The sequence below is a fragment of the Variovorax raffinosi genome (assembly GCF_051216615.1).
Taxonomy (GTDB): Bacteria; Pseudomonadota; Gammaproteobacteria; order Burkholderiales; family Burkholderiaceae_C; genus Variovorax.
Map to the genome: position 1 here is coordinate 237,835 of NZ_JBPJZR010000009.1, position 24,877 is coordinate 262,711.

The following is a 24,877-nucleotide window of genomic DNA, read 5'->3' on the forward strand; positions in this document are numbered from 1 at the left end:
CGACAAGAAACGGAGACATCCCTTGAAACGCCTCACCTTCCTGCTGGCCGCCTGCGCCACGCTGCTGACCGTCGTACCCACCCTGCCCACTGCACAGGCGGCCGACGCCTTCCCCTCGAAGCCCATCACGCTGGTCGTGCCCTTCCCGCCCGGCGGCCCCACCGACGCGATGGCCCGCACGCTCGCCGCCGAGATGAAAGATCGCCTCGGCCAGCCGATGATCGTGGAGAACCGCGCGGGCGCCGGCGGCAACATCGGCGCCGAATACGTGGCGCGCGCCGAGGCCGACGGCCACACGCTGATGTTCGGCACCTCGGGCCCGCTGGCCATCAACAAGAGCCTGTACCGCAAGGTCAACTACGACCCGGTGAAGAGCTTCGCGCCGGTGATCCAGGTGGGTTATCTGCCGAATATCCTGGTGGTCAACCCCGCGCTGCCGGTGAAGAACGTGCCGGAGCTGGTGGCCTATGCCAAGGCCAACCCGGGCAAGCTCAGCTATGCCTCATCGGGCAACGGCGCGTCGTCGCATCTGGCGGGCGTGCTCTTCAACTCGGTGGCGGGCACCGACCTGCAGCACATCCCCTACAAGGGCACGGGCCCGGCGCTCAACGACCTGCTGGGCAACCAGGTCAGCATGACCTTCACCGACATCCTCACCGCGCTGCCTTACGTCAAGGCCGGCAAGCTGCGCGCGCTGGGCGTGGCGACGCTCGCGCGTTCGCAGGCGCTGCCTGATGTGCCCACCATTTCGGAGCAGGGCTACAAGGGGTATGACGTGAGCGTGTTCTTCGGCATCGTGGCTCCGGCCGGTACGCCCTCCGATCGGGTGGCCAAGCTCAACCATGCGTTTGCCGAAGTGCTGAACTCGCCGAAGGTGAAGCAGATGTTTGCGTCTCAGGGGCTGGAGGCTTCTTCCGATACGTCGCCGCAGAAGCTGGGGCAGTTCATTGCTGTCGAGTCTTCCAAGTGGAAGGACGTTGTGCAGAAGTCGGGGGCGCAGCTCGACTGATTCTGCTGCGTTGTTGTAGTGCGGTTGTTCAGGGCGACGCTCCCGCCGACACGGTGCTCTTTTTCGCGAATGTCCCCCGCTTCGCTCCTCCTTTATTTCGCGAAAAAGAGCCCCGTATCGACGTGAGCGCTCAGAGCACTTGTTGATCGGCTGCAAACGCAGAGCGTGCCCATGTGCGAATGGCACCAGGTGCTCCCCGCAGCGAAATAAAGGAGGAGCGAAGCGGGGGACATTCGCGGAGGGGAGCACCTGGTGTCATTCGCACGCGCCCCGGACAAACGCACAAACGAACGAAAAACAAGGACCACTGAAATGACACAAGCCCCCCAAGGCGCCCTCACAGGCATTCGCGTGCTCGACATCTCGCGCATCCTCGGCGGCCCGTACTGCGGCCAGATCCTCGGTGACCACGGCGCCGATGTGCTCAAGGTCGAGCCGCCGCAGGGCGACGACACGCGCACCTGGGGCCCGCCGTTCAAGGAAGGCGTGGCCTCGTACTACCACGGGCTCAATCGCAACAAGCGCGTGCAGCACCTGGACTTCTCGACGGAAGAAGGCCGCGCTGCGCTGCTCGCCTTGGTGGCCGAGGCCGACGTGCTGATCGAGAACTTCAAGACCGGCACGATGGAACGCTGGGGCATCGGCTACGAGACGCTGTCGCAGCGCTTTCCGCGCCTCGTGTGGTGCCGCGTGTCGGGCTTCGGCGCCGATGGTCCGCTGGGCGCGCTGCCCGGTTACGACGCGGCGGTGCAGGCCATGACCGGCATCATGAGCATCAACGGCGAGGCCGACGGCGGGCCGCTGCGCGTGGGCCTTCCTGTCGTCGACATGGTGACGGGGCTGAACGCGGTGATCGGCGTGCTGCTCGCGCTGCAGGAGCGCCAGCGCAGCGGGCGCGGGCAGTTCGTGGAAGCGGCGCTGTACGACAGCGGCCTGTCGCTGCTGCATCCGCATGCGGCCAACTGGTTCATGGACGGCACCGCGCCGCGCCGCACGGGCAATGCGCATCCCAACATCTATCCCTACGACGCGCTGGCCACCGGCACCGACCCGGTGTTCGTGGCGGTGGGCAACGACCGGCAGTTCGCGAGCCTGTGCCGCTGCATCGGGCTGCCCGAGCTGGCGGACGATCCGCTTTACCGCACGGCCGGTGCGCGCTCGGTGCATCGCGACGGGCTCAAGCAGCGGCTCGAAGCGGCGATGGCCATTTTCGACGGCCGCGTGCTGGTCGACTTGCTGATGGCAGCCGGCGTGCCCGCCGCGCCGGTGCTGCCGGTGGCGGATGCACTGCAGCATCCGCACACGCTGCACCGCAAGATGGTGGTGGAGATGGAAGGCGGCTACCGGGGCATCGGCGCGCCGGTGAAGCTGAGCCGCACGCCGGCCAGCTACCGCCATGTGCCGCTCACGCCGGGCAGCGCGTTCCTGCCTTTGGACGGAGCGACTGCTTCAGCGAAAGACTGAGCGGCCCCTGCCGATGCCGTAGTACGCGATGCCGGCGGCTTCGACCTCTGCAGCGTCGTAGAGGTTGCGGCCGTCGAAGATCGCGGGCGTCTTCAGCGTGTTCGCGATGTGCGCGAAGTCGGGCTGGCGGAACTCGCGCCATTCGGTCACCAGCGCGAGCGCATCGGCGCCCTGCAGCGCCTCGTTGGCAGTCGCGCACCAGCGCACATCGCCGCGCTCGCCGACGATGGCGCGTGCATTCGCCATCGCCGCCGGGTCATAGACCTGCACGCGTGCACCCGCCGCCCACAGCCGCTCCAGCAGCACGAGGCTGGGCGCATCGCGCATGTCGTCGGTGTCGGGCTTGAAGGCCAGGCCCCAGAGGGCGATGGTCCTGTTCGCGATGCGGCCCTCGAAGTGGTGCGTCATCAGGTCGAACAGCCGCCCTTTCTGTTCATGGTTGACGGCCTCGACCGCCGAGAGAATGCGCAACGCATGACCATCGCGGCCGGCCGCATGCCGCAGCGCCCGCACGTCCTTGGCAAGACACGAACCGCCGTAGCCCGCGCCCGCCTGCAGAAAGTCGGGGCCGATGCGGTGGTCGGCCCCGATGCCGCGCCGCACCATCTCGATGTCGGCACCCGCCTGCTCGGCCACGCGCGCCATCTCGTTCATGAAGCTGATGCGGGTCGCAAGCATCGCGTTGGCGGCGTACTTGGTGAGTTCGGCCGAGCGGCGGTCCATCACGAGCAGTTGCCGCTCCGGGTCGCGCACGAAGGGTGCATAGAGCCGGGTCAGCAGGTCGATGGCGGCCGGGTCTTGCGAGCCGATCACCACGCGGTCGGGCTGGCGGCCATCGCGAACGGCCGCGCCTTCGCGCAGGAACTCGGGGTTGACCGCCACCGCGATGCGATGCGCCGCACCGCGTTGCGAAAGTCCTTCTTGCAAAACGGCCTCGACCTGTTCCGCCGTTCCCACCGGCGCGGTGGACTTGCACACCACCAGCGCATCGCGGTCGCGGTGCCGGCCGATGCTGCGCGCCACCGCCATCACATGCTGCAGATCGACTTCACCATGCGCATCGGCCGGCGTGTTGACCACGATGAAGAGGACGTCGCCATGCAGGCTGGCCACGCGCTCGTCGGCGCTGAACCGCAATCGCCCTGCCGCGATGCCGGCGGCCACCAGCGCCTCCAGATCCGGCTCGTGCAGCGGCATGAAGCCGCGCTGCAAACCCTCGATGCGTGCCGCATCCGCGTCCGCGCACAGCACCTCGTGCCCCGCCTCGGCCAGGCAGGCAGCGAAGCTCAGGCCCACGTAGCCGGCACCGAAGATGCTGACTTTCATGGCGGCCCCCGTTCTTTTTGGCACTGGTGGCGCGCACGGTTGTGCGATAAAAGCGGAATGCAAGCCTTCAAAACAATGTCCGGACAGGAAAATTCGATGATGCCCGATCAAGTTGCAGCGCGTTGCGCGCTGGTCCTGGAGACCAACAACCTGCGCGGCGGAGCGGATGCCGAGGCCAAGACAAGCACCAGCCTGCAACGCCTCGTCGCCCTGCTGGCAAGGCAGAAGCTGCCGCTGACAGCCCTTGCGCAGGTGGTCGTCACGCACGACGGACTGAGCCCGGCCACCTGCGATGCGGTGAGCGCGCTCGCGGGCCGCCCGGTCGATTTCGTTCGCATCGACACGGCCACCGGCTACTACGACGCCAAGAACGTCGGCTTCGCAGCCACCGACGCGGCGCGCTGCGACCATGTGGTGTTCGCCGATGCCGACTGCCTGCCCGACGACGACTGGCTGCTGCAGATGCTGATGCCGTTCACCCAATCTGATGCGCCCGCCGTGGTGGCCGGCCGCACCAGCTATGCAGCCAGCGTGGTCGGCACTGCGCTGACGACCATCGACTTCATGTACTTCCCCAACGCCGATCACGCGGGCGCCACGAGCAACTTCTATGCGAACAACGTGGTCTTTCGCCGCGACGTGTTCGAGCAGCACAGCTACCAGGCGTTGGACGGCGTGTACCGCGCGCACTGCCAGGTGCTGGGCATGCGGCTGAAGGCCGCCGGCGTGCCCATCCACTACGCAGCGGCGGCCCACACCGAGCACCGCCTGCCCGACACGCGCGCCGAAGCGCTCAAGCTGCGCTGGATGCGCGGGCAGGACACCTACTCGCTCACGCCGCACCTGCTGCGCAGCTATGTGTCGGCGCGCTGGCAATGGCTCGCCAAGAGCGGCCCCATCGGGCCGTTGTGCGTGCTGTTCACGCGGCTGGGTTTCAGCATGCGCGCGCTCAACCATCAAGACTTGCCGCCGTTGCGCGGCCTGCGCTGGGTGGCGGGCGTGGCATTGATCCTGGGGTTCTCTGCGGTCGACATGCTGGGTGCGTTCGCGCGTGGCATCGGGCTGCACACGACAGGGAAGACGAACGCAGACGCGCAGGCGCTCTCCTATCACCGGCCTTGATGGCCCTCTTCAAAAGAACAACAAACAAACAAGACCATGCAAATCCGTTCTCTGTTTTCCGTGCGCCATGTGGCCCTGGGCCTCGCGCTCGCAGGCGCCTTCACGTTCGCCAGTGCCGCCGACTTCACCGGCCGCGGCGTCTTCAACTTCAAGTCCGACAGCGGCTGCCCCTTCGGCCCGCTCGCTGCCGCCAGCGACTGCAACCGCCTTGCGCTGGACGACGCCGACACACGCGCCGCGCTCGACAGCACCGCGCACACCATCCGCTTCACGAACACCCACACCTACGACGAGAAGACCATCGTGGGCGACGTGCTGCTGCAGGGCTCCGGCCAGACGCGCAGCGGCAAGCGCGTGCCTCTGACCTTTCACGCCTTGCTGAGCCGCTCGGGCACCGACTGGTCGGTGAGCAGCCATGCGCACACACCCATCGGCGACGAGTTCAGCGACATCCGCATCGACCCCTACCAGGTCATCGTGAACGACGGCAGCGCCGAGCGCGTGGTACTCACGCCCGCGCAGATCGGTGAAGCACTCGCCAAGCCTTCACTGACCGCGCGCCTGGCCAATGTGCTGGTGCAGGTGGACGACAACCGCACCGGCGGCGCGAAGGATGCAGACATCACCATCGGGCTGGGCCTCAGCAAGGCCTCGAAGTCGGTGGCGCGCGCGCGTTTCCATGCACCGGGCGCGAAGGGCCGCGAGCTGGCCGAAGCCATGCGGCAAGGCAACTGGACGCTGGAGCTGCAGGCCCTGAGCGGCAAGATCCCGCGCCAGGTGGTGCAGCGCGACCTGTTCCTGTACGGGCTCGAATCGCAGTCGCTGCTGCAACCGCTGCTGCAGCGCGGATTCCGCAAGAACGAGAAGCTGGTGCTCGGTGCCACCAACGGCAAGGGCTATGTGCGCTACGACGGCCAGCAGCGCGAGTTCGCGGGTGCCGATGCGGCCGCGCGGGCCTTCCTGCAAGACAGTTTCATCGGCCTCGTGCTGGGCTGGCAGCAACAACAGCCGCAGGCCGTGACGGCCAAGGCCGATGGACGCTGACACTTCGCCCTTCGTAACAACGGCAGCCGGCTTCGACTGCCTCGCTCCGCCCGTGCTGCGCGGCTGGCCGGCGCTGCAGGCCCGGCTGGTGCACCACGTCAAGCGCGCCGCGCTGCGCCAGTTGCATGCGAGCAATGCGGGCGAGATGCTGCTGCTGCGCTTCTATCTGGTCGGCGAAGAATCGTCCGAGCAGGCGCTGCAACGCGAGCTGCGCATCAACCCGCCCGACTGGCTTGCACGCCAGCTCGATCAGCACCTGGCCGACGAGCAACTGCATGCGCGCCTGTTCGCCGGAGCCATCGTCGAACGCGGCGGCAGCGCGCAGGCCGCCGCATCGCCAGAAGAAGCGCCGCAGCCCGACTGGCTGAGCCGCCGCAAGCTCGCGCGCTGGCAGGGGCTGATCCGCCAGCATGCGCCGCACTTCGCGCAGGGCGGACTGGTGCCGGCCTATGCCATCGGCTTGTCAGCGGAGCAGATGGCTTCGCGCATCCTGCAGCGGCACTGCGCGCTGATCGGGCCGGCGCATGCGCTGCACCCGCTGCTGTCGCGCGTGCTGGCCGACGAAGACCGCCACATCCGCCTGTGCAGCCACACGCTGCAGCGCTGCGTGGCTCCGCATGAACAGGCGCGGCTGGCGCAACTGATGCGCGAGGTGCGCGACACCGAGCGCGGCTTCGGCATCACCGGCGCGGTCGGCATGTTCCTCGCCGGCGTGGCCCTGCGGCTGCGCCCCGGCGCGGCGCGGCCCGTGCACGCCTGAGTCGATGCCGCCGCGCATCGTCTACCTCGCGACCGCGGACGCGCGCGGCCATCTGATGCGCGCGCAGTTGCTCACGCATGCGCTGCGGGCCGCCGGCGCGCAGGTGCAGGTGCTCACCACCTCGGACGAAGGCGCGCGCTTCCTGGCCGGCTTCGGCATCGACGCGCCGGTGCTCTCGCGCCACTACGCGGTGCAGTTCGACCGCGAGCAGAACATGCTGCGCCGCGAGACCGACCGCAACGTCGCCCACTACATGTTCAGGCCCGAACGCATGCTGCGCGACGTGGTGCGGCTGCGCGGCTGGTTCCGTGATGCGGACCTGGTGGTGAACGACTCCTTTCACCCCGCGCTGCTGTTCATGGGCTGGATGCCCGGATGGCGCCGCAAGGTGGTGCATGTGTACGGCGCCAGCCTGCGGCATGCGCTGCAGACCAACTTCAGCGGCCGCATGCCGGGCGCCATCGCGAAGGTGTTCGGCGGCATCGTGGCCTGGCAGATCGACCGCAGCCTTGCGCGCATCGAGCACGACTTCGCGTACGACGCGCCACGGCACGACGGACGCGGCGGCCACCGGCTGGCCACGCCCGTCGCGGTGGTCGCCGCCCATGGCACGGAAGCAGACGGCGCGACGCGAAGGGCCGCCGTGTACCTCAACCCGCACTTCGAGGAACCTGCGCTGGCCGATGGGCTGGAACAGGGACTGGCTGCCGCAGGCCTGCCGGCGCACCTTGTCGGCGAGGGCTATGCGCACCGGCCGCATTGGCATGCGCGCGACGAGCACTGGATCGAGACGGCCGCGCGCAGCGCCTTCATCGTCTCGGCACCGGGCATGGCGGCGCTGTCGATCGCGGCGGTCTACCGCAAGCCCATCCTGCTGCTGCTGACCGACCAGCCGGAGCAGGCGATCAATGCAGGGCGCGCCGCGCAGTTGGGGCTGGCGCATCGCGTGGTGGTGTGGCGCGGCGATGCGCAGAAGTTTGCACGGGCGGTGGCTTCGGCAGCCGGCGAATTGCTGGCCTTGCCGCAGAGCGCGACGGATGCCGCCGAGGGCCGGCAGGGCGCCATCGACCGGCTGCAGCCTTGGGTCGCGCTGCTGTCGGCGCTGGCCGCGCCGGCTAGCCGCTGATCACCCCGCGCGCCGAATCGACCAGCGCGCGAAACACCCGCGCGACGGCGCGCACCGGGTACATCTCGGACCACTGCTTCGAGGCCGTGACCTTCGGCGGTGCCGAGATCACGCCCCGGCCCATGCGCAGCGACACCTGCAGCCGGCGGATCGCAAAGCTCGGCCGGGCCACCATCAGCCGACGCAGGCCGAGCGCGGCACCGGTGACTCCGGCAGCGCCGGCATCGGCAACCACGAACTGCAGCACCAGGCATTTGCGCCCCGCGGTGGGTGGCAGCTCGAAGACAAGGCTGCGCCGCCGCGCACCGACCGTGCGCTGCCCCGGCAGCACCACGCCGTCGAACATCGCATGGACGCTGGTGGCCTTGGCGTTGCTGCGAAAGTCGATGCGAACTTCGAGGCGATGCGGCTGCTGGTGCGACGACGACGGCGACAGCGCCGGCAGCGGAATCACGAGGCAGGCCAGCTCGCCCTGGCTGCGCACGCCTTCGTCATGGAACCCCGACCAGCCGTGGCTGAGCCAGCCTAGCGCGGGGCTGCCGGGGTGAAACATGTAGGGCCGGCCCAGTTGCAGCTCGGACACTTCGCCCAGGCCAGCGGCCTGCGCGTCGAAGCCCCAGCGCGCGCCGAATGCGTGCTCGATGGTCGCGGCAGGCCACGCCGCGGTGCTGGGCGCCGCGTTGCGGCTTTTTTCTTCTTCGCCGCCACCTGCGCACGCGGCCGCCATGAAGTCCATCGCGCCGAGTCCGGCACCGATCGCTATCCAGTCCGAGCAGGCCAGCGGCAACTGGCTGGCCGCGTTGCGGTCGGCCTCGATCAGCGCATGGCCGGGCTTGCGGAAGTAGCGTGCCTCGGTCAGCACGCTCGACGACAGGCTGGCGGCAAAGTGCACGTTCGACGCCGACAGCAGCGCGTAGGTGTTCTCGTGCGTCCAGGCCACGTTGGGAATGGCGCGCGCAATCGGCGCGAGGTCATGCAGCGCGGGCTCGTAGGGGTGCGGCTTGATGACCAGCAGGTCGACGCTTTGCGCCAGTTCGCGCAGCGGCGCGACGACGCTGGCCGGGTGCATGGTGCGCCCGCCGCTGACCAGCGACAGGTCGACCAGGCTCTGGCCGAAGAACAGGCCCACGCGCAGGCGCGGGTCGAACAGCGAAGGAGCGCCGCGCCGCGCGAAGTAGCCCTTGAGCACGGCCGCGTGGTTCCAGAACAGCTCTTCGTCCACGCTGCGGGCCCGCAGCGCGGCCTCGATGACGGGGTCGTTGGTGCGGGCGCAGAAGTGCAGGTGCTCGGTAAAGCGGCGCGGGTCGATCTCGATGTCCAGGTAGCTCGCGCCGCTGCGGTGGATGCAATGCTGCAGCGCTGGCGTGAGCCCCCAGCCGATCACGAGGCAGCCCGGATCGAACACCGGCATGCCGTCGCGCCCGGCCAGCGGCAGCAGGTCGGCCACGCAGGCGCGCGCCCAGCCGGCCTGCGTGCAGGGCAGCTCGAGCCGGTCCATGAGGCGCGCGACGTCGATGCGTCCGCCTTCGGTGATCGGTGCCACTTCGCGCATGGGCAGGCCCAGCCGGCCCAGTGCGGAATCGAAAAAACCACGGAGAAATCGCCGGTTTGCGACGTGGTAGACGAGCCCGTTGGCGGGCGAGCGGAAGAAATCGTCCGCAAAAATAACGTGATGGAACCGGCGAGTTGTCATCGGTTTCGGGGGGTGTGGCCTGCCCCTTGCAAACCAGCCCGCCGACCTTTCCTGAGCGATGTGCCAATCTAGGCAGCGACTCTTAGCAAAGAATGAGGAAGGCATGGAGGCCAAGCAAAGTTCATGCAAAGGCTCCGTAAAGCGCGGCGATACATGCGCGCCACGGTGGCTGCCGACCGTCAGAGTTTTGGCTTACACAGGTGTTTTTGCGGCGTTCGCTGTACGGCGGGTTCGGGGTCATTCGGGGCGAGTGCGAATGACACCAGGTGCTCCCCTCCGCGAATGTCCCCCGCTTCGCTCCTCCTTTATTTCGCTGCGGGGAGCACCTGGTGTCATTCGCACAGGGGCACGCTGCTATTGATCCTGCGATCAACCACCGCTCTGTCCAACGCTCGCGCCGATACGGGGCTCTTTTTCGCGAAATAAAGGAGGAGCGAAGCGGGGGACATTCGCGAAAAAGAGCACCGTGTCGGCGGGAGCGTCGCCCTGAACAGCAACACCCAAACGCCAAATAGACAGCCCCTCAATCGAGCGACAGATTCAGCTCACGAATCAGCGGCCGCCAGCGTGCCGACTCGCCCTCCAGCAACGCCGCGAACTGGGCCGGCGCGTCACCCACAGGCTCCACGCCGAACTCGGCCAGCTTGCGCCGCACGACCGGGTTGTGAATGGCGCTCGCCACCGATTGCTGCAACTGCGCCACCACCTCCGGCGGCGTGCCGGCCGGCACCACCAGGCCCATGAGCGCAGCGGCCTCGACCTGCGGCATGCCCAGCTCGGCAAAGGTCGGAATGCCGGGCAACTGCGCAAGGCGGGTGGAATGGGCCACCGCCAGCGCGCGCAGCTTGCCGCTCTGGATGAAGCGGCGGGCCGCCGCCAGGTCGCACATCATCACCGGCAACTGGCCGCCCGCCACGTCGGCCAGCGCGGGCGCGGCGCCCCGGTAGGGCACATGCACCATCTCCAGCCCGGCCTGCCGTTCGAGCAGTTCCATCGCCAGGTGCTGCGGACTGCCGGTGCCGGCCGAGGCAAAACTGACCTTGCCGGGGAAAGCACGCGCGTCCTCGATGAAAGCCCGCGCGTCCTTCACGCCGCTGGAGGGCCCGACCAGCAGCACCATCGGCAACCGGCCCAGCAAGGTGACGGGCGCGAAATCGCGCGAGGGGTTGTAGCTGAGGTTGCGGTACAGCGCGGGGTTGAACACCAACGTGCCGTTGTCGGCCGACAGCAGCGTGTAGCCATCGGCCGGGGCGCGCGCAGCCTCGATGGCGCCGATCGCGGTGTTGCCGCCCGAACGGTTCTCGATGGTCACCGGCTGGCCTGCATCGATGGCCAGCTGGGTGCCGATGGTGCGCGCGACGATGTCGGCGCCGGCACCGGCCGGGTACGGCACGATCCAGCGGATGGGCTTGGCGGGAAAGGCGAACTGCGACTTCACTGCGCGGGGCAGCACCGTGGCCGCAAGGGCGGCCATGGCCAGGAGGTGCAGCAGCAGCGGTCGGCGCGTCATGGGCGACTGTCTCCGAAGGAGATACCAGCCGCCATGTTAGGCCGGGTCGCGGATTCGCGTGAAAGGCGCGCCGGTCAGGGCGCGACGGGGTTGCCGGGCATGCCGAGGGCGCCGGCTTCGCGGACCGGGGTCGAGGCGGCAGCCACGGCCGGGGTGTGGTTCACGGCAGGCGCGACAGGCTCCGGCGGCGGGCGCGTGATCTTGACGAGCGGTGCCCGGGCCTGGACCACGGTGCGTGTCGCAGGGGCAACAGCGGCCGACGCCTGGGCCGGGGGTGCTGCAATGGGGGTGAACGGATCGGCGGGCGTCGAATAGCGCACGGGAGGCGGCGCCGAAGCCGCAGGCGCCGTGGATGCCACCGCACCGTTTGCGGCAGCACCACCGGCAGGCGCCGCGGGCGCGGCCTTCGGGTCATAGAGCACGGCGCCCTTGCCGACCCCCGCGGCCACCGGCCCCACGCCGACACCCACGCTGGCCGAGCTCGACACCACGCCGCCGTTGTTCACCGCCACGCCCGCGCCGAGCGGGCCGAAACCGGTGTTCAGGCCCATCGAGAAACTGCCGTCCTTGGTGGCGCCCAGGCCCAGCGAGAGCCCGGGGACCAACGGAATGCCGATCTGGTAGTGAGAACAGCCGCCCATCAGGAGCAGCATCAGCGCCGCCGGAACGGCGGCCATCGCTGCTGCTGCACGGATGCGCGGCCGTGCCATCACACCAGCAGCGCATTGACGCGCCTCACGTAAGCGGCGGGGTCGGCCGGCAGGCCGCCTTCGGCGAGCAGCGCCTGGTCGAACAGGATGTTCGCGAGGTCGTCGAAATGCGCCGAGCTTTCGAGCTTCTTCACCAGCGGATGGTCGGCGTTGACTTCGAGCACCGGCTTCAGGTCGGGCGCGGGCTGGCCGGCCTGCTTGAGCATGCGTGCGAGCTGCGTGCTCATGCCGCCGTCCTGCACCACGAGGCAGGCGGGCGAGTCGACCAGGCGCGTGGTCACGCGCACGTCGTCAGCCTTGTCCTTGAGCGCTTCCTTGAGCCGCTCGAGCATCGGCTTGAAGGATTCGGCGGCCTCTTCGGCGGCCTTCTTCTCGGACTCGTCCTGCAGCTTGCCCAGGTCGACCGCGCCCTTGGCCACGCTTTGCAGCGGCGTGCCGTCGAACTCGGTGAGGTAGTTGAGCGACCACTCATCGACGCGGTCGGTCATGAGCAGCACTTCGATGCCCTTCTTCTTGAAGACTTCGAGCTGCGGGCTGTTCTTGGCGCCGGCGAGGGTGTCGGCCGTGATGTAGTAGATGGCGTCCTGGCCTTCCTTCATGCGCGCCTTGTAGTCGGCAAAGCTCACGCTCACGCCGTCGGTGGTGCTCGATGCGAAGCGCAGCAGCTTGGCGATGCGGTCGCGGTTGCCCATGTCCTCGCCCAAGCCTTCTTTCAGCACCGCGCCGAACTCGGCGTAGAACTTGGCGTACTTGCCCGATTCGTCGGCCGCAGCAGCGGCGGCTTCGGCGGCGGTGGGTGCGTTCTTGTCGACCACGTCCGTCACGGCTTCGGTCGGCTCAGGCGCCGGCACCGATTCGCCCGAACCCACGTCGATCTTTCCTTCGCCGCTCTCGGGCGCGGTCTTCTGCTTCTTGGCCAGGTCTTCGAGCATGGAGAGCACGCGCTTGGTGCTGCCCTCGCGAATCGCCTTCACGTCGCGGCTTTCCTGCAGCAGCTCGCGGCTCACGTTCAGCGGCAGGTCGGCCGAGTCGATCACGCCCTTCACGAAGCGCAGGTAGCTGGGCAGCAGCGCTTCGGCGTCGTCCATGATGAAGACGCGCTTGACGTACAGCTTGACGCCCGCGCTCTTGTCGCGGTTCCACAAATCGAACGGCGCCTTGGCCGGGATGTAGAGCAGCTGCGTGTATTCAGTGCTGCCTTCCACGCGGTTGTGGCTCCAGGCGAGCGGCGCCTCGTAGTCGTGGCTGATGCTCTTGTAGAACTCTTCGTACTGCTCGGGCGTGATGTCCTTCTTGGGACGGCTCCACAGGGCGTTGGCCTTGTTGACGGTTTCCCATTCGCCGGTTTTCACCATGTCGCCGGGCTGGTCGTTCTCGCCTTCCTTCCACTCTTCCTTTTCCATGAGGATCGGGAGCGAGATGTGGTCGGAGTACTTGCCGACGATCTGCTTGATCTTCCAGGCGTTGAGGTATTCGTCGGCGTCGTCGCGCAGGTGCAGCGTGATGCTGGTGCCGCGCTCGGCACGCGTGATGTCGGCCACCTCGAAGTCGCCGGCGCCGCCACTCACCCAGCGCACGCCCTGGTCGGCCGGCAAACCGGCGCGGCGCGATTCGACGCTGATCTTGTCGGCCACGATGAAGCCCGAATAGAAGCCCACGCCGAACTGGCCGATCAGCTGCGCGTCGGCCTTCTGGTCGCCGCTGAGCTTGCTCATGAAGTCCTTGGTGCCGCTCTTGGCGATGGTGCCGAGGTTGTCGATGGCCTCCTGGCGCGACAGGCCGATGCCCTTGTCGGTGATGGTGAGCGTGCGGGCGGCCTTGTCGAAGGACAGGCGCACGTCCAGGTCGGGCTGGTCTTCGTACAGCTCGGGATGGTCGAGCGCCTCGAAGCGCAGCTTGTCGCAGGCGTCCGACGCATTCGAGATCAGCTCGCGCAGGAAGATTTCCTTGTTGGAATAAAGCGCATGCGTGACGAGGTGCAGCAGTTGCGCGACTTCAGCCTGGAAAGGGAGTTTGGTATTGGAGGAATCAGCCATTGGAAAGAGAGGTATCGGATCGAAAAAATTCTAAGTCGGCGGCACGGCCATACGGGGACGCCGCGCCAACTTTCTCAGGTAAGGCCTTTGTCTACCTAAACAACGGTGCAGGGGGTCATAGCTGAAGAGATTGTCCGGGCGCCCGAAAAGTTATCCACAGCCCCGGAACCACGCTGTAACACAGAAAGTTACCGCAGATAACATTTCTGAAATATCCTGCACTCCGCCACTGAACAGGGCAGCAATGCTCAGGGAACCAGGGATGTCGTTTGATGATTCGAGTGACACAGCGGACTGCGGTCGATCCCGCCAGAGCGATCTGGCGCACGACGGTGGTGCGGGTGTGGCTCGGCTGTGCCGCCGCCCTGTGCGGGCTCCCGCCGGCACTGGGCCAACCCACCACCGGGCCTGCCGTGGCTGACGCGCGCATCGAACCGATGACCCGCGCCCAGGCGGAGCAGGCAAAGCTGAAGGCGCTCGCCGATTCCGCCCCCAAGGCTTACGAAGACCGCTTCATGAACGCGGGGGCCGAGCCGGCCGACGATGCCGCGCCCGAAGCCGAGCAGCCGCAGGGCTTTCGCGCCTGGCTGGTGGAAAGCCGCATCGGCTTCGGCTCCGCGTCGGCCTCCGGCTACGGCAGCCAGCGCGCGGCCGAGTTCGGCCAGCGTTTCGAGTACCGCCGCGAGACGCTCAACTACGGCGAATTCGTGCTGCAGGCCGACGGCCGCCACCTGAGCGGCGACAAGCTCGTGGACGGCGGCGGCATCGGCGCGCTGGGCTATGCGCGCGAGCCCACCAGCGGGCGCTTCACGCTGCGCAACCTGGGCTTTCCGCTCACCACGCAGACCTTTGCCGACAGCGCGGTGGGCGACATCTACAGCGAGCTGACCGACGGCCTGGGCCGCAACTACCGGCTCTCGCTGGGCTCGACGACGGTGCGCGGCGCCTCGATGCGCATCTTCAACGCCGACCTGGACGTGCGCGCCGGCTTCGGCCAGCGCGGCAACCTCGCGGGCGGCCCCTACCCGGGCTTCGAGAAGAGCCAGGGCACGCTCGGCTGGCTCGGATTCACGCAGCGGCTGGGCGACTCGTGGTTCACCGCGCTGCAGCTCGACCAGGCGCGCGACGTTCCGGCCTACTACTACGACCCGCTCCCGGCGCAGGGCTTCGGCCGCAAGGACGTCGCGAGCTGGGCCGCCTCGCTGGGCTACGGCCGCGAGGTGGTGCGCGACGGCGACTTCAGGGCGCGCGCCACGCTGGTGGGCAGCAGCGTGAGCTCGCCCACGGCGGGCGTGGCAACGGGCGGCTCGCAGGGCCTTTTCCTTGAGGCGAGCGCGCGTTCCGGGCTCTACCGGCACGAGTTCGGCGTGTACACGGCGCGGCCGAACCTGCACTTCGGCGACTACGCGCTGTCCACCGGCACGGGCGGCGCCTACTGGCGCATGGACCGCAGCACGAGCCGCATGAGCTGGGGCGCGGGCCTGGACCAGGAGCGCACCGGCGCAGACCCCAACTACCACCTCGCGGGCTATTCGCGGGTGGGCATCAACGGCAACATCCAGTACCTGTTCGACCGCGACACCTCGGTCGGCGGCAGCCTGAACCTGTACCGCACGCGCTACGACAAGAGCACGGACCCGGCCGCCGCCAGCAGCAGCGCCGCGACGGCGTCCGATGCGCGCAGCCTCTACGGCAACGCCTTCTACCAGACACGTTTCTTCGACTGGCCGCGCAGCCGCTTCACGCTGACGGTGCGGCGCAACGAACTGCTGGTGCGCAACGACGAGGCCGCCACCGGCCAGGAACTGCAGTGGGAGCAGGACTGGATCGGCGGGCGCTTCGAGAGGATGCGGCCCGAACTCACCACCACCCTGGGCTACGCGCGCGACCGCAGCGGCGGCATCGCGCGCAACTACCCGACGGCCGGCGTTCAGTTCCGCTACTGGACGGATGGCGGCCTGCAGCTCGGCGGCAACCTGCGCTACACCTCGCAAAGCGGTGGCCTGTACACCAGCCGGGGCCTGTCGGGCACGCTCACCGCCGAGAAGGAACTCGCGCCGGGCTGGCGCCTCGGTTTCGCGGCCAGCTTCAACCAGGCGCGCGCGGCGCTGGTGCCGACCACGTTCTCCGGCACCAACCTCTATCGCAGTCAAGAGAAGGCCGCCTACATCTACCTGCGCTGGGAGGGCAGCACCGGCACGGCCTACCAGCCGGCCGGGATGCGCGGCAACGGCGCGGGCGGCGGGAGCGTATCGGGCCATGTGTTCTTCGATGCCAACCGCGACGGCCTGCAGCAGGCCGGCGAAGGCGGCGTGGCCGGGGTCGAGGTGCTGCTCGACGGCCGCTACCGCGCCATCACCGATCGCGACGGCCGCTTCGAGTTTCCGCTGGTCACGACCGGCCGCCACCAGCTGACGCTCACGCTCGAAAGCGTGCCCCTGCCATGGGGTGCCAGGGGCGACAGCGGCGTGAGCGTCGACGTGCCCCTGCGTGGCCAGGCCACCACCGAGATCCCCGTGGTCAAGGTGGCCGAATGAATGAAGAAACGAATGAATGAATCCATGAGCAGCGCTTTCGTCCGGTTTGTTCCCATCCGCATTCAACACAAGGAGACGCCATGACCCGAAGAGAAACCGCCCCCCGCCTGCTGGCCCTGTCGCTGGCCGCATTCGCTCTTGCCCTGCCGGGCGGCGGCGCCCTGGCGGAGAGCCAGTACGGCTCCGGCTCCGGCACAGGCGCGATCACCGCGCAGGCCAGGGTCAACCTGAGCGTGACGGTGCCCAAGCTCATCCTGCTGCGCGTGGGCTCGACCAACGCCACGCAGGACACGGTGGCCTGGACCTCCGCCCTCAGCATTCCCGGTGCCACCCCCACCACGCCGCTGCCCAGCGTCAACAACACCAACGTCGACTGGAGCGGCACGGCCCCCACGGTCACCACCAGCACGACGGGTGGAACGCTCACCGTGTACGCGTGGACCAACGCGGGCGCGGGCACCATCAACTGCGCCCTCGGCACCTGGAGCGCCAACGGCGGCCCCGCCAACGGGGACTTCTCCGTGGGGACGACCGGCAACCTGCCGCATCCGGGCGCCAACCTCGGCGCCTGCGCCTCGACCTCGTTCGCATCCAACCAGGTGGTCACGGGCAACTGGACCTACACGCTGGGCGGCACAGCCGCTTCCTGGGTCGCGGGCGTCTACACCAACACCATCACCTACACGGCGCAGGGCATCTGATGCGCGCCGCCGCAGTCGCGGGCGCGGCGGCACTGGCGTTGGTGCTCGCGTGCGCGGCGGCGCCGGCGCGCGCCGTCATCACCATCGTGACGGACACCGGCAGCAGCTACGGGCTTGTGCTGCGCGTGGGCTCGGCCGGCACCACGGTCGACACCGTGGCCTTCAGCGTCACCGGCGCCAATGCCGGGCTCACGCCCACGGCGGTGACCGGCACGCCGCCGATCACGGTGTGGGTCACGCCGGTGCGGCCGATGACCAACACCACCACCGCGCGCCCGGTGACGCTGCGCGTGGATTCGTCCTCGGGACTGCTCTGCCAGTGGGCCGGCTGCGGCGCGATTTCCATTCCCTTCAGCAAGATCAGCTGGACCGCCTCGGGCAACGACAACGCGGCGTCGGGCGACATCCAGAGCAGCAGCACCGGCTTCAACGGCACGACCAACCAGACGATCGCGAGCTACAACGCCAACGCCACCTTCTGCGTCGGCCTGCTGGGCCTGCCGTGCGTGCTGGGCATCGGCACCTGGACCTACCAGTCACGGCAGCTCTCGTCCACGACGCTGCAGTTCATCTACGCCAACGACACCGTCTACCCCGGCGGCACCTACATGGGCACCGTGCGCTTCACGGCGTCGATGGAATGAGCGCGCGGCGCCGGCACCTGCGGGCGGCGGCCTGCGCGGCGTGCCTCGGCACGGCCGCGATGGCATGGACGCAGGTGGCGCGGCTGGACGATTCGGCCTCGCCGCGCGCGCAGGTGCGCGGCGATTTCAGCAGCGCCCAGGGCATGGACGGCAACCTGCTGGTGCTGCCCTTCGGCCGCGTCGAATACCGGCTGGCCACTGCGCCCTATGTCGGGCGGCGCGCGCGCATCTTCTACGTGATCCCGCCGGCCATCGTGGGGCTGCGCTCGCCGGCCGGCCTGCGCATCGACTGGCGCGGCAACGGCGCGTTCGCGAGCGGCTCGGGCCGCCCCGGCGACCGGGTGCAGGTGTGGAACGGCATCGTGCAGACGCCGTGGATGAACGAAACCTTCGACCTCACGCTGCGCGTGGACCCGCGCGAGTTGCGCGTGCCCACGGGCGCCGCGCTGAGCTTCGAGTCGACCTTCGAGATCGAGACCTTGCCATGAACGACCACGCCTTCGACGCCCCTCGTCACCTTCGCTTCAACCGGCTGCGCGCCGCTGCCGTGCTCGCCTTGCTGCTTGCAGCCGTGGCCCACCACCACGCGATGGCCGCCCCGTTCGAGATCGCCGTCACGCCATCGCGCTTCGAGCTTGCGGCCAAGGGCGGCACCCGCCTGGGGCAGTCGCTGGACATTCACAACCTGGCGTCGACCACGACCGAGGTGGCGATCCGCACCATCGACTGGAGCTATTCGCCCGAAGGCGACATCGGCTATCACGACGAGCTGCTGCCCGGCAGTTGCCGGCCCTGGGTGATGCTGGAGCGGCGCGTCGTCTCCGTGCCGGCGCGCAGCAAGAAGTCGTTCCGCTTCCAGGTCGATCCGCCGGCCGACGCGCCGCGCGGCGAATGCCGCTTCATGATCGCCATCGAAGGCACGGAGCCCGCGCAGCAGACCGTCATTCGCGGCGGTGGCGCGAGCCTGAACCTGCCGGTCACGGGCCGCATCGCGGTGGCGGTGTATGTGCTGCTCAACGGCGCCGAGCCCAAGCTGGAGATCCGCCAGATCGCCACCGGCGAAGCCACCGGTGCCCGCCGCGCGCTCATCACCGTGGTCAACACCGGCGACGCACACGGCCGGCTCGAAGGCAGCCTGGACGCGACCGACAGCAAGGGCCGCGCCTTCGAGCTGGTGCCCGAAGGCACGCCGATCCTGCCGGGCCAGACCCGCACGCTGGCGCTGGTGCCCAAGGGCGACGGCGGAGCAACCGCAGCACCGCAGCCCGTCTACCCGGTGAAGGCCAGCGGCGCGCTGGACTGGGAGAAGGGCAGCTTCAAGGTCGATGTGGAGCTGAAATGAAACACGGCAGCGGCCTGCGCCTGCACGGTGCGGTTGCCGCTGCCTGCCTGCTGGCGACGGCCGCCATCGCACCGATGGCCGCGCACGCCGCCTCCAGCACCGCGGGTCCGAGCAGCTCGGTGCCGCTGACCACGGGCACCGTGGCGCTGAACTTCACGCTGGCGATCGACAAGTTCATCTTCTTTCGCATCGGCGACGGCGCCTGGCCCACGCCGGGCGGCACCACGAGCAGCGTGAGCTTCACGGTGGCGCCGACGATTCCCGGCGGCCCCACCACGCCGACGGCCGGCAACAACAAGCCGGTGAACTGGAGCGGCGCCGCGCCCACGTTGGGCGTGACGCCGAGCGGCAACGTCCTGCCGGTCGAGGTGCGCAGCAACGCCGGGGCGGTCGGCCTGCACGCCACGGTGACCACGCCGCTCACGAACGGCGCGTACACCATCCCGATGTCGGAAATCACCATCAACTCGAGCGACGGCAACCTGCCCGCGCCGGTGATTCCGGCCACGGGCAGCGGCGCCACCATCAGCGTGGTCCCCACCGACGCCACCGGCCTCGTCACCCTGCGCACCGCAAGCTGGACCTTCCTGTACGCCAACCTGGCCAGCCGCACCGCCGGCACCTACCTGGGCGTGGTGACTTTTACCGCCAGCTCGCCCTGAATCTGCGCCAAGTCAGCTTCCGCTGGGATTGATCCCCAAAGCTGCGCAGTTGCCTTTCCACACCCCAGGAGCTTTGCATGAACAAGAACCCCAAGAGGAAGATGCTTTGGATCGCCGCCTGCCTCGGGCTGGCCGCCTTCGCCGCCCAGGCGCAGGTGCCGGCCGATGCGCCCGCCGGCACCACCGTGCAATGCAAGGACGGCAGCTACGCTTCGCCCGACACCAAGTCGGGCGCCTGTCGGGGTCACAAGGGCATCAAGACCTGGTTCGGCAAGGCGGCCGATGCCAAGGCCGCGCCGGCAACTGCAACAGCCGCTGCTGCGCCTGCTGCTGCCGCGCCCGCCGTGGAAACCCAGTCGGCCAGCGTCGACAAGACCGGCGTGGCCCCGAGCACCGGCACTGCAACCAAGACACCGGGCGCGCCCGACCTCACGAAGATGGCGGCCGCTCCCGGCGGCGGTGCCGGCAAGGTGTGGGCCAATGACGAGACCAAGGTCTACCACTGCATGGGCGACCGCTACTACGGCAAGACCAAGAAGGGCGAGTACCTGAGCGAGGCCGATGCGAAGGCCAAGGGCATGCACGCCTCACACAACAAGGCCTGCTCTTAACGCAGGCGCACCGTCATCGAGGTTGTGATTCAACCTCGCGGGTCCAGCGGTCGATCAGGCGCTTGCGCTCGGCCGCTTTGCCGTACTTCTCGAAGTCGTACTTGATGAGCTTCACGTCGGCCATCGACGCAATGCGCGCATCGGGCTTGAAGGTCTTGTTGGCCGGCGTCTGAAGGCTGTCCGCCTTCGCGCCGATGGACTGGCCCGCCGGGCTCATGAGCCAGTCGTAGTAGCGCTTCGCGTTCTCCTTGTTGCGCGCGCCCTTCACCAGCGCGATGCCGCCCACTTCGTAGCTCGTGCCTTCGCACGGCGCCGCCGTCTTCACCGGAAATTTGTCAAAACGCCAGCGCTCGAAGCCGAAGATGAAGCTCACGCCGATCGCCACCTCGCCCTTGGCCACGTTGGGCGCCTGCGCCTGTCCGCTGCGGGTGTAGCTGGTGATGTTGCGGTGCAGCTTCTTCAGGTAGTCGAAGGCCGCGTCCTCGCCCATCTGCTGCACCAGCCCCGCGATGACGGTGTAGGCCGTGCCGCTGGAGGCCGGGTGCGAGATCTCGATCTCGCCCTTGTATTCGGGCTTGACCAGGTCGGCCCAGCACTTGGGCTCGTGCAGCTTCTTTTTCTTGAGCAGGTCGGTGTTGAAGCCGAAGCCGATCGCGCTGGTGTAGAAGCCGCCCACCATGTTCTGCGACATCGCGTACTGCCGCACCGACCATTCATGCAGGTCGTTGATGTAGGCCGGCCGGTAGGCATCGAGCAAACCCTGCTCGGCGGCCTGCAGGAACGGGTCGCCGGTGCCGCCCCACCAGATGTCGGTCTTGGGGTTGGCGGCCTCGGCACGCAGTTGCGCGCCGATCTCACCGGTGCCCTTGTGGGCCTGCAGCACCTTGATGCCGGTCTCGCGCGTGAAGGCCGTGGCCGCCGCCTCGCACCAGCCCGCGTCGGTGCTGCACAGCGCATTCACCGTGCCTTGCGCGGCCGCGTTTGGCGAAGAAAGAAGCATCGCGGTGCCCATCAGGCACGCGGCGATGGTGGCAAGGGGGCGAAGGGTGAATGGGCGCATGCGTTTGTCTCCTGCGAGTGGCTCGTTTGTTGTTGAAGGCAGGCCGCAGGATAGCGGCTGCCCCACCGTTCAGGGCACGACCTGCAGCAGCGGCGGCAGGTGCTCGGCCAGCCAGTCGATCACCACGCGCGTCTTGAACGGCAGGTAGCGGCTGCGCGAGCGGATCACGTTCAGCTCGAAGCCGAAGGGCCTGGGTTCCTCGAACACGCGCACCAGCGTGCCGGCCGCGAGCGCATCGGCCGCCAGCCACGACGGCAGCCGCGCGAGCCCCAGGCCACCGACGGCCGCTTCGAGCAGCACTTCGGCGCTGTCGCAGCGCAGCCGCGAGGGCAGCGTCACTTCGACCGGCCGGCCCTGGGCATCGTGAAAGCGCCACGCCGAGACCTGGCCGTCGCGCGCATAGAGCACCGCTTCATGCGCGCCCTGCAGATCGCCGACGTTCCTGGGGTGGCCACGCTCTGCCAGGTACTGCGGCGCGGCGCACAGCGCCATCCACTGCACACCGACCGGCCGCGCGATCAGGCCCGTGCTGTCGACCAGCTCGCCGCTGCGGATCGCGAGATCGAGCCCCTCTTCGGCCAGGTCCACGCGCCGGTCGTTGAACGCGAGTTCCAGCGACAGCTGCGGATGCTGCCGCGCCAGTGCCAGCAGCAACGGGCCGACCTTGAGCCGGCCGAGCATCGCCGGCATGCTGATGCGCACGATGCCGGTCGCGGTGCTGCGCGCCACGTCGGTCAGCGCCTGCGCGGCATCGAGTTCGTCCAGCACGCGCCGGCAGCGCTCGTAGTAGCCGTGGCCTTCCTCGGTGAGGCTCTGGCTGCGCGTGGTGCGCAGAAACAGCCGCGTGTTCAGCCGTGCCTCGAGGCGCGCGATGCTCTTGGCGACCGCCGAGCGGGTGACATGCAGGCGCTGCGCCGCCAGCGCGAAGCTGCCGGCCTCGACCGCTGCGACGAACTCTTCGATGCCCTGGAGACGTTGTCCCATTGGATACTTTCAAGCACCAGTAAAGAGAAAATTATCCGCCACCGGATACCTCGCATCCTCAATAGCATGGCGGCTCCCTGTCATTCGTGGAGCCTTCCAATGCAAGTACCCGACACCCTGCGCCGCTGGCAACTGCCCCGGCTGGGCCGCGCCCATCTCGAACAGGCCGAAGCGCCGATGCCCACGCCGGGCGCGGGCCAGATCCTGGTGAAGGTCGGTGCGGTTTCACTCAACTACCGCGACCTGCTGATGATTCGCGATGGCATGGGCATGCCGCTCGGCCTGCCCTTCACGCCCGGCTCCGACATGGCCGGCACCGTGGTGGCCACCGGCCCCGGCGTGACCCGCTTCGCCGTGGGCGAACGCGTGCTCAACACCTTCTGGGGCGGCTGGATCGACAGCCACTGGCACGCCGACACCACATTGTTGGGCGGCCCCGGCCCGGGCATGCTGGCGTCGCATGTGCTGATCGACGCGGCATGGGCCGTGGCCGCGCCCACCACATTGAACCTGTCCGAAGCGAGCACGCTGCCGTGCGCGGGCCTCACCGCATGGTTCGCACTGGCCGAGACCGGCGGCTTGCGCGCGGGCGAGACCGTGCTGATCCACGGCACCGGCGGCGTCGCGCTGTTCGGGCTGCAGCTCGCGCGGCTGCATGGCGCGCAAGCCATCGTGGTGACGGGCAGCGAGGACAAGCGCGAACAGGCACGTGCACTGGGCGCCACGCACGTGCTGCTGCGCGACAGCGACTGGCCAGCCGAAGTACGCCGGCTCACGGGCGGTCGCGGTGCCGACCATGTGCTCGAACTGTCGAGCGGCCCCAACCTCGACCGGTCCCTTCAGGCAGTCAGGCAAGGCGGTCGCGTGTCGATCATCGGCATGCTCGGCGGCGACACGCTGAGCGCGTCGTTCTACGCGATGGTGCTGGGCCGCGTGACGGTGCAGGGCATCGGCGTCGGCCATCGGCGCGCGCTCGAAGACCTGGTGCGCGCCATCGACGTCAACGCGCTCAAGCCGGTGATCGCGGCGTCCTATGGTTTCGACGCATTGCCTGCGGCGCTCGATCATCTGGAACGCGGTGCGTTCGGGAAGATCGTCATCACGCTTTGAGGTATTGAGGCCTTCCGTTCACATGCAACGCAGTTGCGGCACCGCACAAAAGCCGCGTTGTTCGTGAACAGGTTCCGTTCATCGCAACGAGGTGCTCGACTCTCTCCATTTCTCGTTTCAGAATCCGCCCGCGCCCGGCTTCGGCCGCGTGCGTTTTCTCAACTTCAGGATGGAGCGTTATGGAACACAGTACCTACAAAAAATGGTCGGCCGAGTTCATTGGTACTTTCTGGCTCACGCTCGGAGGCTGCGGAAGCGCAGTTCTGGCCGCGACATTTCCAGGTACCGGCATTGGTTTTCTGGGCGTCGCACTCGCCTTCGGTCTCACGGTGGTGACGGGTGCGTATGCACTGGGTCCGATCTCGGGCGGCCACTTCAATCCGGCGGTGTCGATCGGCCTTGCGGCCGCAGGGCGCTTCAAGGCCTCGCAGCTCGCGGGCTATATCGTGTCGCAGGTGCTGGGTGCCATCGCTGCCGCGGGCGTGCTCTATCTCATCGCCACCGGCAAGCCGGGCGCGGACATCGGTGGCTTCGCCACCAACGGCTATGGCGAACACTCGCCCGGCAAGTACGGCATGACGGCCGCATTGCTGTGCGAGGTCGTGATGACCGCGGTGTTCCTGATCGTGATCCTTGGCTCCACCGCCAAGCGCGCAGCCGGCGGCTTCGCGGGCCTGTCGATCGGCCTGTGCCTCACGCTGATCCACCTGATCTCGATCCCGGTGACCAACACCTCGGTGAACCCGGCACGCAGCACGGGCCCGGCCCTGTTCGGTCCGTCCTATGCCGTGTCGGAACTGTGGCTGTTCTGGGTCGCGCCCATCGCGGGCGCCATCATCGGCGCGGTGATCTACCGCGCACTGCTCAGCAACAACAGCGACGATTGACGCCGCTGTTGTCGTGAGCCTCGTCGGAAGCTAACTCAGCTTCCGGCGCCCGACTTCACCATCGGCAGTGAAGTCGATTGGCCGATAGGCTCCGTACCAGTGGGGTGCGAAGCCGCCCAGGCGCCGGCCTGGATGTCGGACACCGGCGTCGTCGAATTCATCGCGGGTGCGGAGGTCGACTGACCGATGGCTTCCGTGCCGCTCGGACGGGCAGCGGCCATCGCACCGGCTTGCACTTCCGGCTTTTCCGGCGAGTTCATCTGCAGCGGATGGAAGTCCGAGCCATCGGTGGTTTCAGCCGACGCATTGACCGCGCCCAGCGCTGCGAACGCAGCGAAGGAACCAACGGCGAGAAGCTTGAAGGAATTGCGCATGGTGTGTTCTCCTGAGTGCAGGTTGTCTCCGGTCACGTGCCATCGCGCGAACTGCGCGTGGCAGGACCTGAATGCACTCTAGGCACGCAGACTGAGGTGAAGGTGAGCGAAGAGTTAGAGGCGCGTTAGCGGCGCGCTCAAAAATACCGCTTTGGTTTTGATCCG

General features: G+C 68.3%; 23 protein-coding genes. 15 read left to right on the top strand and 8 right to left on the bottom strand.

The window, feature by feature from the left end; all coding sequences use genetic code 11:
- Positions 1–22: 22 nt before the first annotated feature.
- Both ACSFB7_RS25475 and ACSFB7_RS25480 read left to right on the top strand, forming a co-directional pair.
- Entirely contained in the window at positions 23–1,009 is a 987-nt protein-coding gene (locus ACSFB7_RS25475; protein ID WP_435475099.1) for a Bug family tripartite tricarboxylate transporter substrate binding protein, read from the top strand.
- 312 nt (positions 1,010–1,321) lie between these two features.
- Positions 1,322–2,473, top strand: coding sequence for a CaiB/BaiF CoA transferase family protein (locus tag ACSFB7_RS25480; RefSeq protein ID WP_435475101.1), 1,152 nt, complete (start codon positions 1,322–1,324; stop codon positions 2,471–2,473).
- Here the strand turns inward: ACSFB7_RS25480 and ACSFB7_RS25485 are convergent.
- Positions 2,459–3,799 (bottom strand): UDP-glucose dehydrogenase family protein, encoded by a 1,341-nt coding sequence (locus ACSFB7_RS25485; protein ID WP_435475103.1) that lies wholly within the window; start codon positions 3,797–3,799, stop codon positions 2,459–2,461. The genes ACSFB7_RS25480 and ACSFB7_RS25485 overlap by 15 nt on opposite strands.
- A gap of 96 nt (positions 3,800–3,895) precedes the next feature.
- Between ACSFB7_RS25485 and ACSFB7_RS25490 the strand changes: the two genes are divergently transcribed.
- Genes ACSFB7_RS25490 through ACSFB7_RS25505 form a run of 4 tightly spaced genes read left to right on the top strand, consistent with a single transcriptional unit; the run spans position 3,896 to position 7,851 of the window.
- Complete coding sequence (locus ACSFB7_RS25490; RefSeq protein WP_435475105.1) at positions 3,896–4,921, top strand: glycosyltransferase family 2 protein; 1,026 nt, start codon at positions 3,896–3,898, stop codon at positions 4,919–4,921.
- A 36-nt stretch (positions 4,922–4,957) separates the two neighbouring features.
- Complete coding sequence (locus ACSFB7_RS25495; RefSeq protein WP_435475107.1) at positions 4,958–5,965, top strand: hypothetical protein; 1,008 nt, start codon at positions 4,958–4,960, stop codon at positions 5,963–5,965.
- Entirely contained in the window at positions 5,955–6,725 is a 771-nt protein-coding gene (locus tag ACSFB7_RS25500) for a hypothetical protein (RefSeq protein WP_435475109.1), read from the top strand. The genes ACSFB7_RS25495 and ACSFB7_RS25500 overlap by 11 nt, the downstream gene beginning before the upstream one ends.
- 4 nt (positions 6,726–6,729) lie before the next feature.
- Positions 6,730–7,851: a glycosyltransferase family protein gene (locus tag ACSFB7_RS25505; protein ID WP_435475111.1), complete on the top strand. Its 1,122-nt coding sequence runs from the start codon at positions 6,730–6,732 to the stop codon at positions 7,849–7,851.
- Here ACSFB7_RS25505 and ACSFB7_RS25510 read toward each other — a convergent pair.
- From ACSFB7_RS25510 to htpG, 4 genes are all read right to left on the bottom strand, one after another.
- Entirely contained in the window at positions 7,841–9,544 is a 1,704-nt protein-coding gene (locus ACSFB7_RS25510) for a hypothetical protein (protein ID WP_435475113.1), read from the bottom strand. The genes ACSFB7_RS25505 and ACSFB7_RS25510 overlap by 11 nt on opposite strands.
- A 523-nt stretch (positions 9,545–10,067) precedes the next feature.
- Complete coding sequence (locus ACSFB7_RS25515) at positions 10,068–11,054, bottom strand: Bug family tripartite tricarboxylate transporter substrate binding protein (RefSeq protein ID WP_435475115.1); 987 nt, start codon at positions 11,052–11,054, stop codon at positions 10,068–10,070.
- A 74-nt stretch (positions 11,055–11,128) separates the two neighbouring features.
- Positions 11,129–11,731, bottom strand: coding sequence for a hypothetical protein (locus tag ACSFB7_RS25520; RefSeq protein WP_435475117.1), 603 nt, complete (start codon positions 11,729–11,731; stop codon positions 11,129–11,131).
- A 32-nt stretch (positions 11,732–11,763) separates the two neighbouring features.
- Positions 11,764–13,800, bottom strand: coding sequence for a molecular chaperone HtpG (gene htpG, locus ACSFB7_RS25525; protein WP_435475118.1), 2,037 nt, complete (start codon positions 13,798–13,800; stop codon positions 11,764–11,766).
- A gap of 272 nt (positions 13,801–14,072) precedes the next feature.
- Here htpG and ACSFB7_RS25530 point away from each other — a divergent pair, with 272 nt between their 5' ends.
- The 7 genes from ACSFB7_RS25530 (at position 14,073) to ACSFB7_RS25560 (ending at position 20,297) form a co-directional block, all read left to right on the top strand.
- Positions 14,073–16,337 carry an SdrD B-like domain-containing protein gene (locus ACSFB7_RS25530; protein ID WP_435475120.1) on the top strand — a complete coding sequence of 755 codons (2,265 nt, stop codon included), beginning with the start codon at positions 14,073–14,075 and terminating at the stop codon, positions 16,335–16,337.
- Positions 16,338–16,417: 80 nt separating this feature from the next.
- The gene (locus ACSFB7_RS25535; RefSeq protein ID WP_435475121.1) at positions 16,418–17,038 is read left to right on the top strand and encodes a hypothetical protein; all 621 of its coding nucleotides are present in this window, start codon (positions 16,418–16,420) and stop codon (positions 17,036–17,038) included.
- Positions 17,038–17,682: a hypothetical protein gene (locus tag ACSFB7_RS25540; RefSeq protein ID WP_435475122.1), complete on the top strand. Its 645-nt coding sequence runs from the start codon at positions 17,038–17,040 to the stop codon at positions 17,680–17,682. Before ACSFB7_RS25535 ends, ACSFB7_RS25540 begins: the two co-directional genes overlap by 1 nt.
- Entirely contained in the window at positions 17,679–18,170 is a 492-nt protein-coding gene (locus tag ACSFB7_RS25545) for a hypothetical protein (protein ID WP_435475123.1), read from the top strand. The genes ACSFB7_RS25540 and ACSFB7_RS25545 overlap by 4 nt, the downstream gene beginning before the upstream one ends.
- On the top strand, positions 18,167–19,024 hold the full coding sequence (locus tag ACSFB7_RS25550) for a COG1470 family protein (RefSeq protein ID WP_435475124.1): 858 nt from the start codon (positions 18,167–18,169) through the stop codon (positions 19,022–19,024). The genes ACSFB7_RS25545 and ACSFB7_RS25550 overlap by 4 nt, the downstream gene beginning before the upstream one ends.
- Positions 19,021–19,686 carry a hypothetical protein gene (locus ACSFB7_RS25555; protein WP_435475125.1) on the top strand — a complete coding sequence of 222 codons (666 nt, stop codon included), beginning with the start codon at positions 19,021–19,023 and terminating at the stop codon, positions 19,684–19,686. Before ACSFB7_RS25550 ends, ACSFB7_RS25555 begins: the two co-directional genes overlap by 4 nt.
- A gap of 77 nt (positions 19,687–19,763) precedes the next feature.
- On the top strand, positions 19,764–20,297 hold the full coding sequence (locus tag ACSFB7_RS25560; protein ID WP_435475126.1) for a DUF3761 domain-containing protein: 534 nt from the start codon (positions 19,764–19,766) through the stop codon (positions 20,295–20,297).
- A gap of 13 nt (positions 20,298–20,310) precedes the next feature.
- Here the strand turns inward: ACSFB7_RS25560 and ACSFB7_RS25565 are convergent, their stop codons facing one another.
- Both ACSFB7_RS25565 and ACSFB7_RS25570 read right to left on the bottom strand, forming a co-directional pair.
- Positions 20,311–21,357 carry an ABC transporter substrate-binding protein gene (locus tag ACSFB7_RS25565; protein WP_435475127.1) on the bottom strand — a complete coding sequence of 349 codons (1,047 nt, stop codon included), beginning with the start codon at positions 21,355–21,357 and terminating at the stop codon, positions 20,311–20,313.
- 69 nt (positions 21,358–21,426) lie between these two features.
- Entirely contained in the window at positions 21,427–22,341 is a 915-nt protein-coding gene (locus ACSFB7_RS25570) for a LysR family transcriptional regulator (RefSeq protein ID WP_435475129.1), read from the bottom strand.
- A gap of 99 nt (positions 22,342–22,440) precedes the next feature.
- Here ACSFB7_RS25570 and ACSFB7_RS25575 point away from each other — a divergent pair, with 99 nt between their 5' ends.
- Both ACSFB7_RS25575 and aqpZ read left to right on the top strand, forming a co-directional pair.
- Complete coding sequence (locus tag ACSFB7_RS25575; protein WP_435475131.1) at positions 22,441–23,451, top strand: zinc-dependent alcohol dehydrogenase family protein; 1,011 nt, start codon at positions 22,441–22,443, stop codon at positions 23,449–23,451.
- A 179-nt stretch (positions 23,452–23,630) separates the two neighbouring features.
- Complete coding sequence (gene aqpZ, locus ACSFB7_RS25580; RefSeq protein WP_435475133.1) at positions 23,631–24,338, top strand: aquaporin Z; 708 nt, start codon at positions 23,631–23,633, stop codon at positions 24,336–24,338.
- 35 nt (positions 24,339–24,373) lie between these two features.
- On the opposite strand, the gene ACSFB7_RS25585 is transcribed toward aqpZ, so the two are convergent.
- Positions 24,374–24,712, bottom strand: a complete 339-nt coding sequence (locus tag ACSFB7_RS25585; RefSeq protein ID WP_187112687.1) for a hypothetical protein — start codon at positions 24,710–24,712, stop codon at positions 24,374–24,376.
- Between the last annotated feature and the right edge of the window lie 165 nt (positions 24,713–24,877).

Coding starts and splice junctions, on each gene's coding strand:
- ACSFB7_RS25480 (WP_435475101.1), top strand. CDS start 1,322: ATGACACAAGCCCCCCAAGGCGCCCTCACAGGCATTCGCGTGCTCGAC.
- ACSFB7_RS25485 (WP_435475103.1), bottom strand. CDS start 3,799: ATGAAAGTCAGCATCTTCGGTGCCGGCTACGTGGGCCTGAGCTTCGCT.
- ACSFB7_RS25490 (WP_435475105.1), top strand. CDS start 3,896: ATGATGCCCGATCAAGTTGCAGCGCGTTGCGCGCTGGTCCTGGAGACC.
- ACSFB7_RS25495 (WP_435475107.1), top strand. CDS start 4,958: ATGCAAATCCGTTCTCTGTTTTCCGTGCGCCATGTGGCCCTGGGCCTC.
- ACSFB7_RS25500 (WP_435475109.1), top strand. CDS start 5,955: ATGGACGCTGACACTTCGCCCTTCGTAACAACGGCAGCCGGCTTCGAC.
- ACSFB7_RS25505 (WP_435475111.1), top strand. CDS start 6,730: ATGCCGCCGCGCATCGTCTACCTCGCGACCGCGGACGCGCGCGGCCAT.
- ACSFB7_RS25510 (WP_435475113.1), bottom strand. CDS start 9,544: ATGACAACTCGCCGGTTCCATCACGTTATTTTTGCGGACGATTTCTTC.
- ACSFB7_RS25515 (WP_435475115.1), bottom strand. CDS start 11,054: ATGACGCGCCGACCGCTGCTGCTGCACCTCCTGGCCATGGCCGCCCTT.
- ACSFB7_RS25520 (WP_435475117.1), bottom strand. CDS start 11,731: ATGGCCGCCGTTCCGGCGGCGCTGATGCTGCTCCTGATGGGCGGCTGT.
- htpG (WP_435475118.1), bottom strand. CDS start 13,800: ATGGCTGATTCCTCCAATACCAAACTCCCTTTCCAGGCTGAAGTCGCG.
- ACSFB7_RS25530 (WP_435475120.1), top strand. CDS start 14,073: ATGATTCGAGTGACACAGCGGACTGCGGTCGATCCCGCCAGAGCGATC.
- ACSFB7_RS25535 (WP_435475121.1), top strand. CDS start 16,418: ATGACCCGAAGAGAAACCGCCCCCCGCCTGCTGGCCCTGTCGCTGGCC.
- ACSFB7_RS25540 (WP_435475122.1), top strand. CDS start 17,038: ATGCGCGCCGCCGCAGTCGCGGGCGCGGCGGCACTGGCGTTGGTGCTC.
- ACSFB7_RS25545 (WP_435475123.1), top strand. CDS start 17,679: ATGAGCGCGCGGCGCCGGCACCTGCGGGCGGCGGCCTGCGCGGCGTGC.
- ACSFB7_RS25550 (WP_435475124.1), top strand. CDS start 18,167: ATGAACGACCACGCCTTCGACGCCCCTCGTCACCTTCGCTTCAACCGG.
- ACSFB7_RS25555 (WP_435475125.1), top strand. CDS start 19,021: ATGAAACACGGCAGCGGCCTGCGCCTGCACGGTGCGGTTGCCGCTGCC.
- ACSFB7_RS25560 (WP_435475126.1), top strand. CDS start 19,764: ATGAACAAGAACCCCAAGAGGAAGATGCTTTGGATCGCCGCCTGCCTC.
- ACSFB7_RS25565 (WP_435475127.1), bottom strand. CDS start 21,357: ATGCGCCCATTCACCCTTCGCCCCCTTGCCACCATCGCCGCGTGCCTG.
- ACSFB7_RS25570 (WP_435475129.1), bottom strand. CDS start 22,341: ATGGGACAACGTCTCCAGGGCATCGAAGAGTTCGTCGCAGCGGTCGAG.
- ACSFB7_RS25575 (WP_435475131.1), top strand. CDS start 22,441: ATGCAAGTACCCGACACCCTGCGCCGCTGGCAACTGCCCCGGCTGGGC.
- aqpZ (WP_435475133.1), top strand. CDS start 23,631: ATGGAACACAGTACCTACAAAAAATGGTCGGCCGAGTTCATTGGTACT.
- ACSFB7_RS25585 (WP_187112687.1), bottom strand. CDS start 24,712: ATGCGCAATTCCTTCAAGCTTCTCGCCGTTGGTTCCTTCGCTGCGTTC.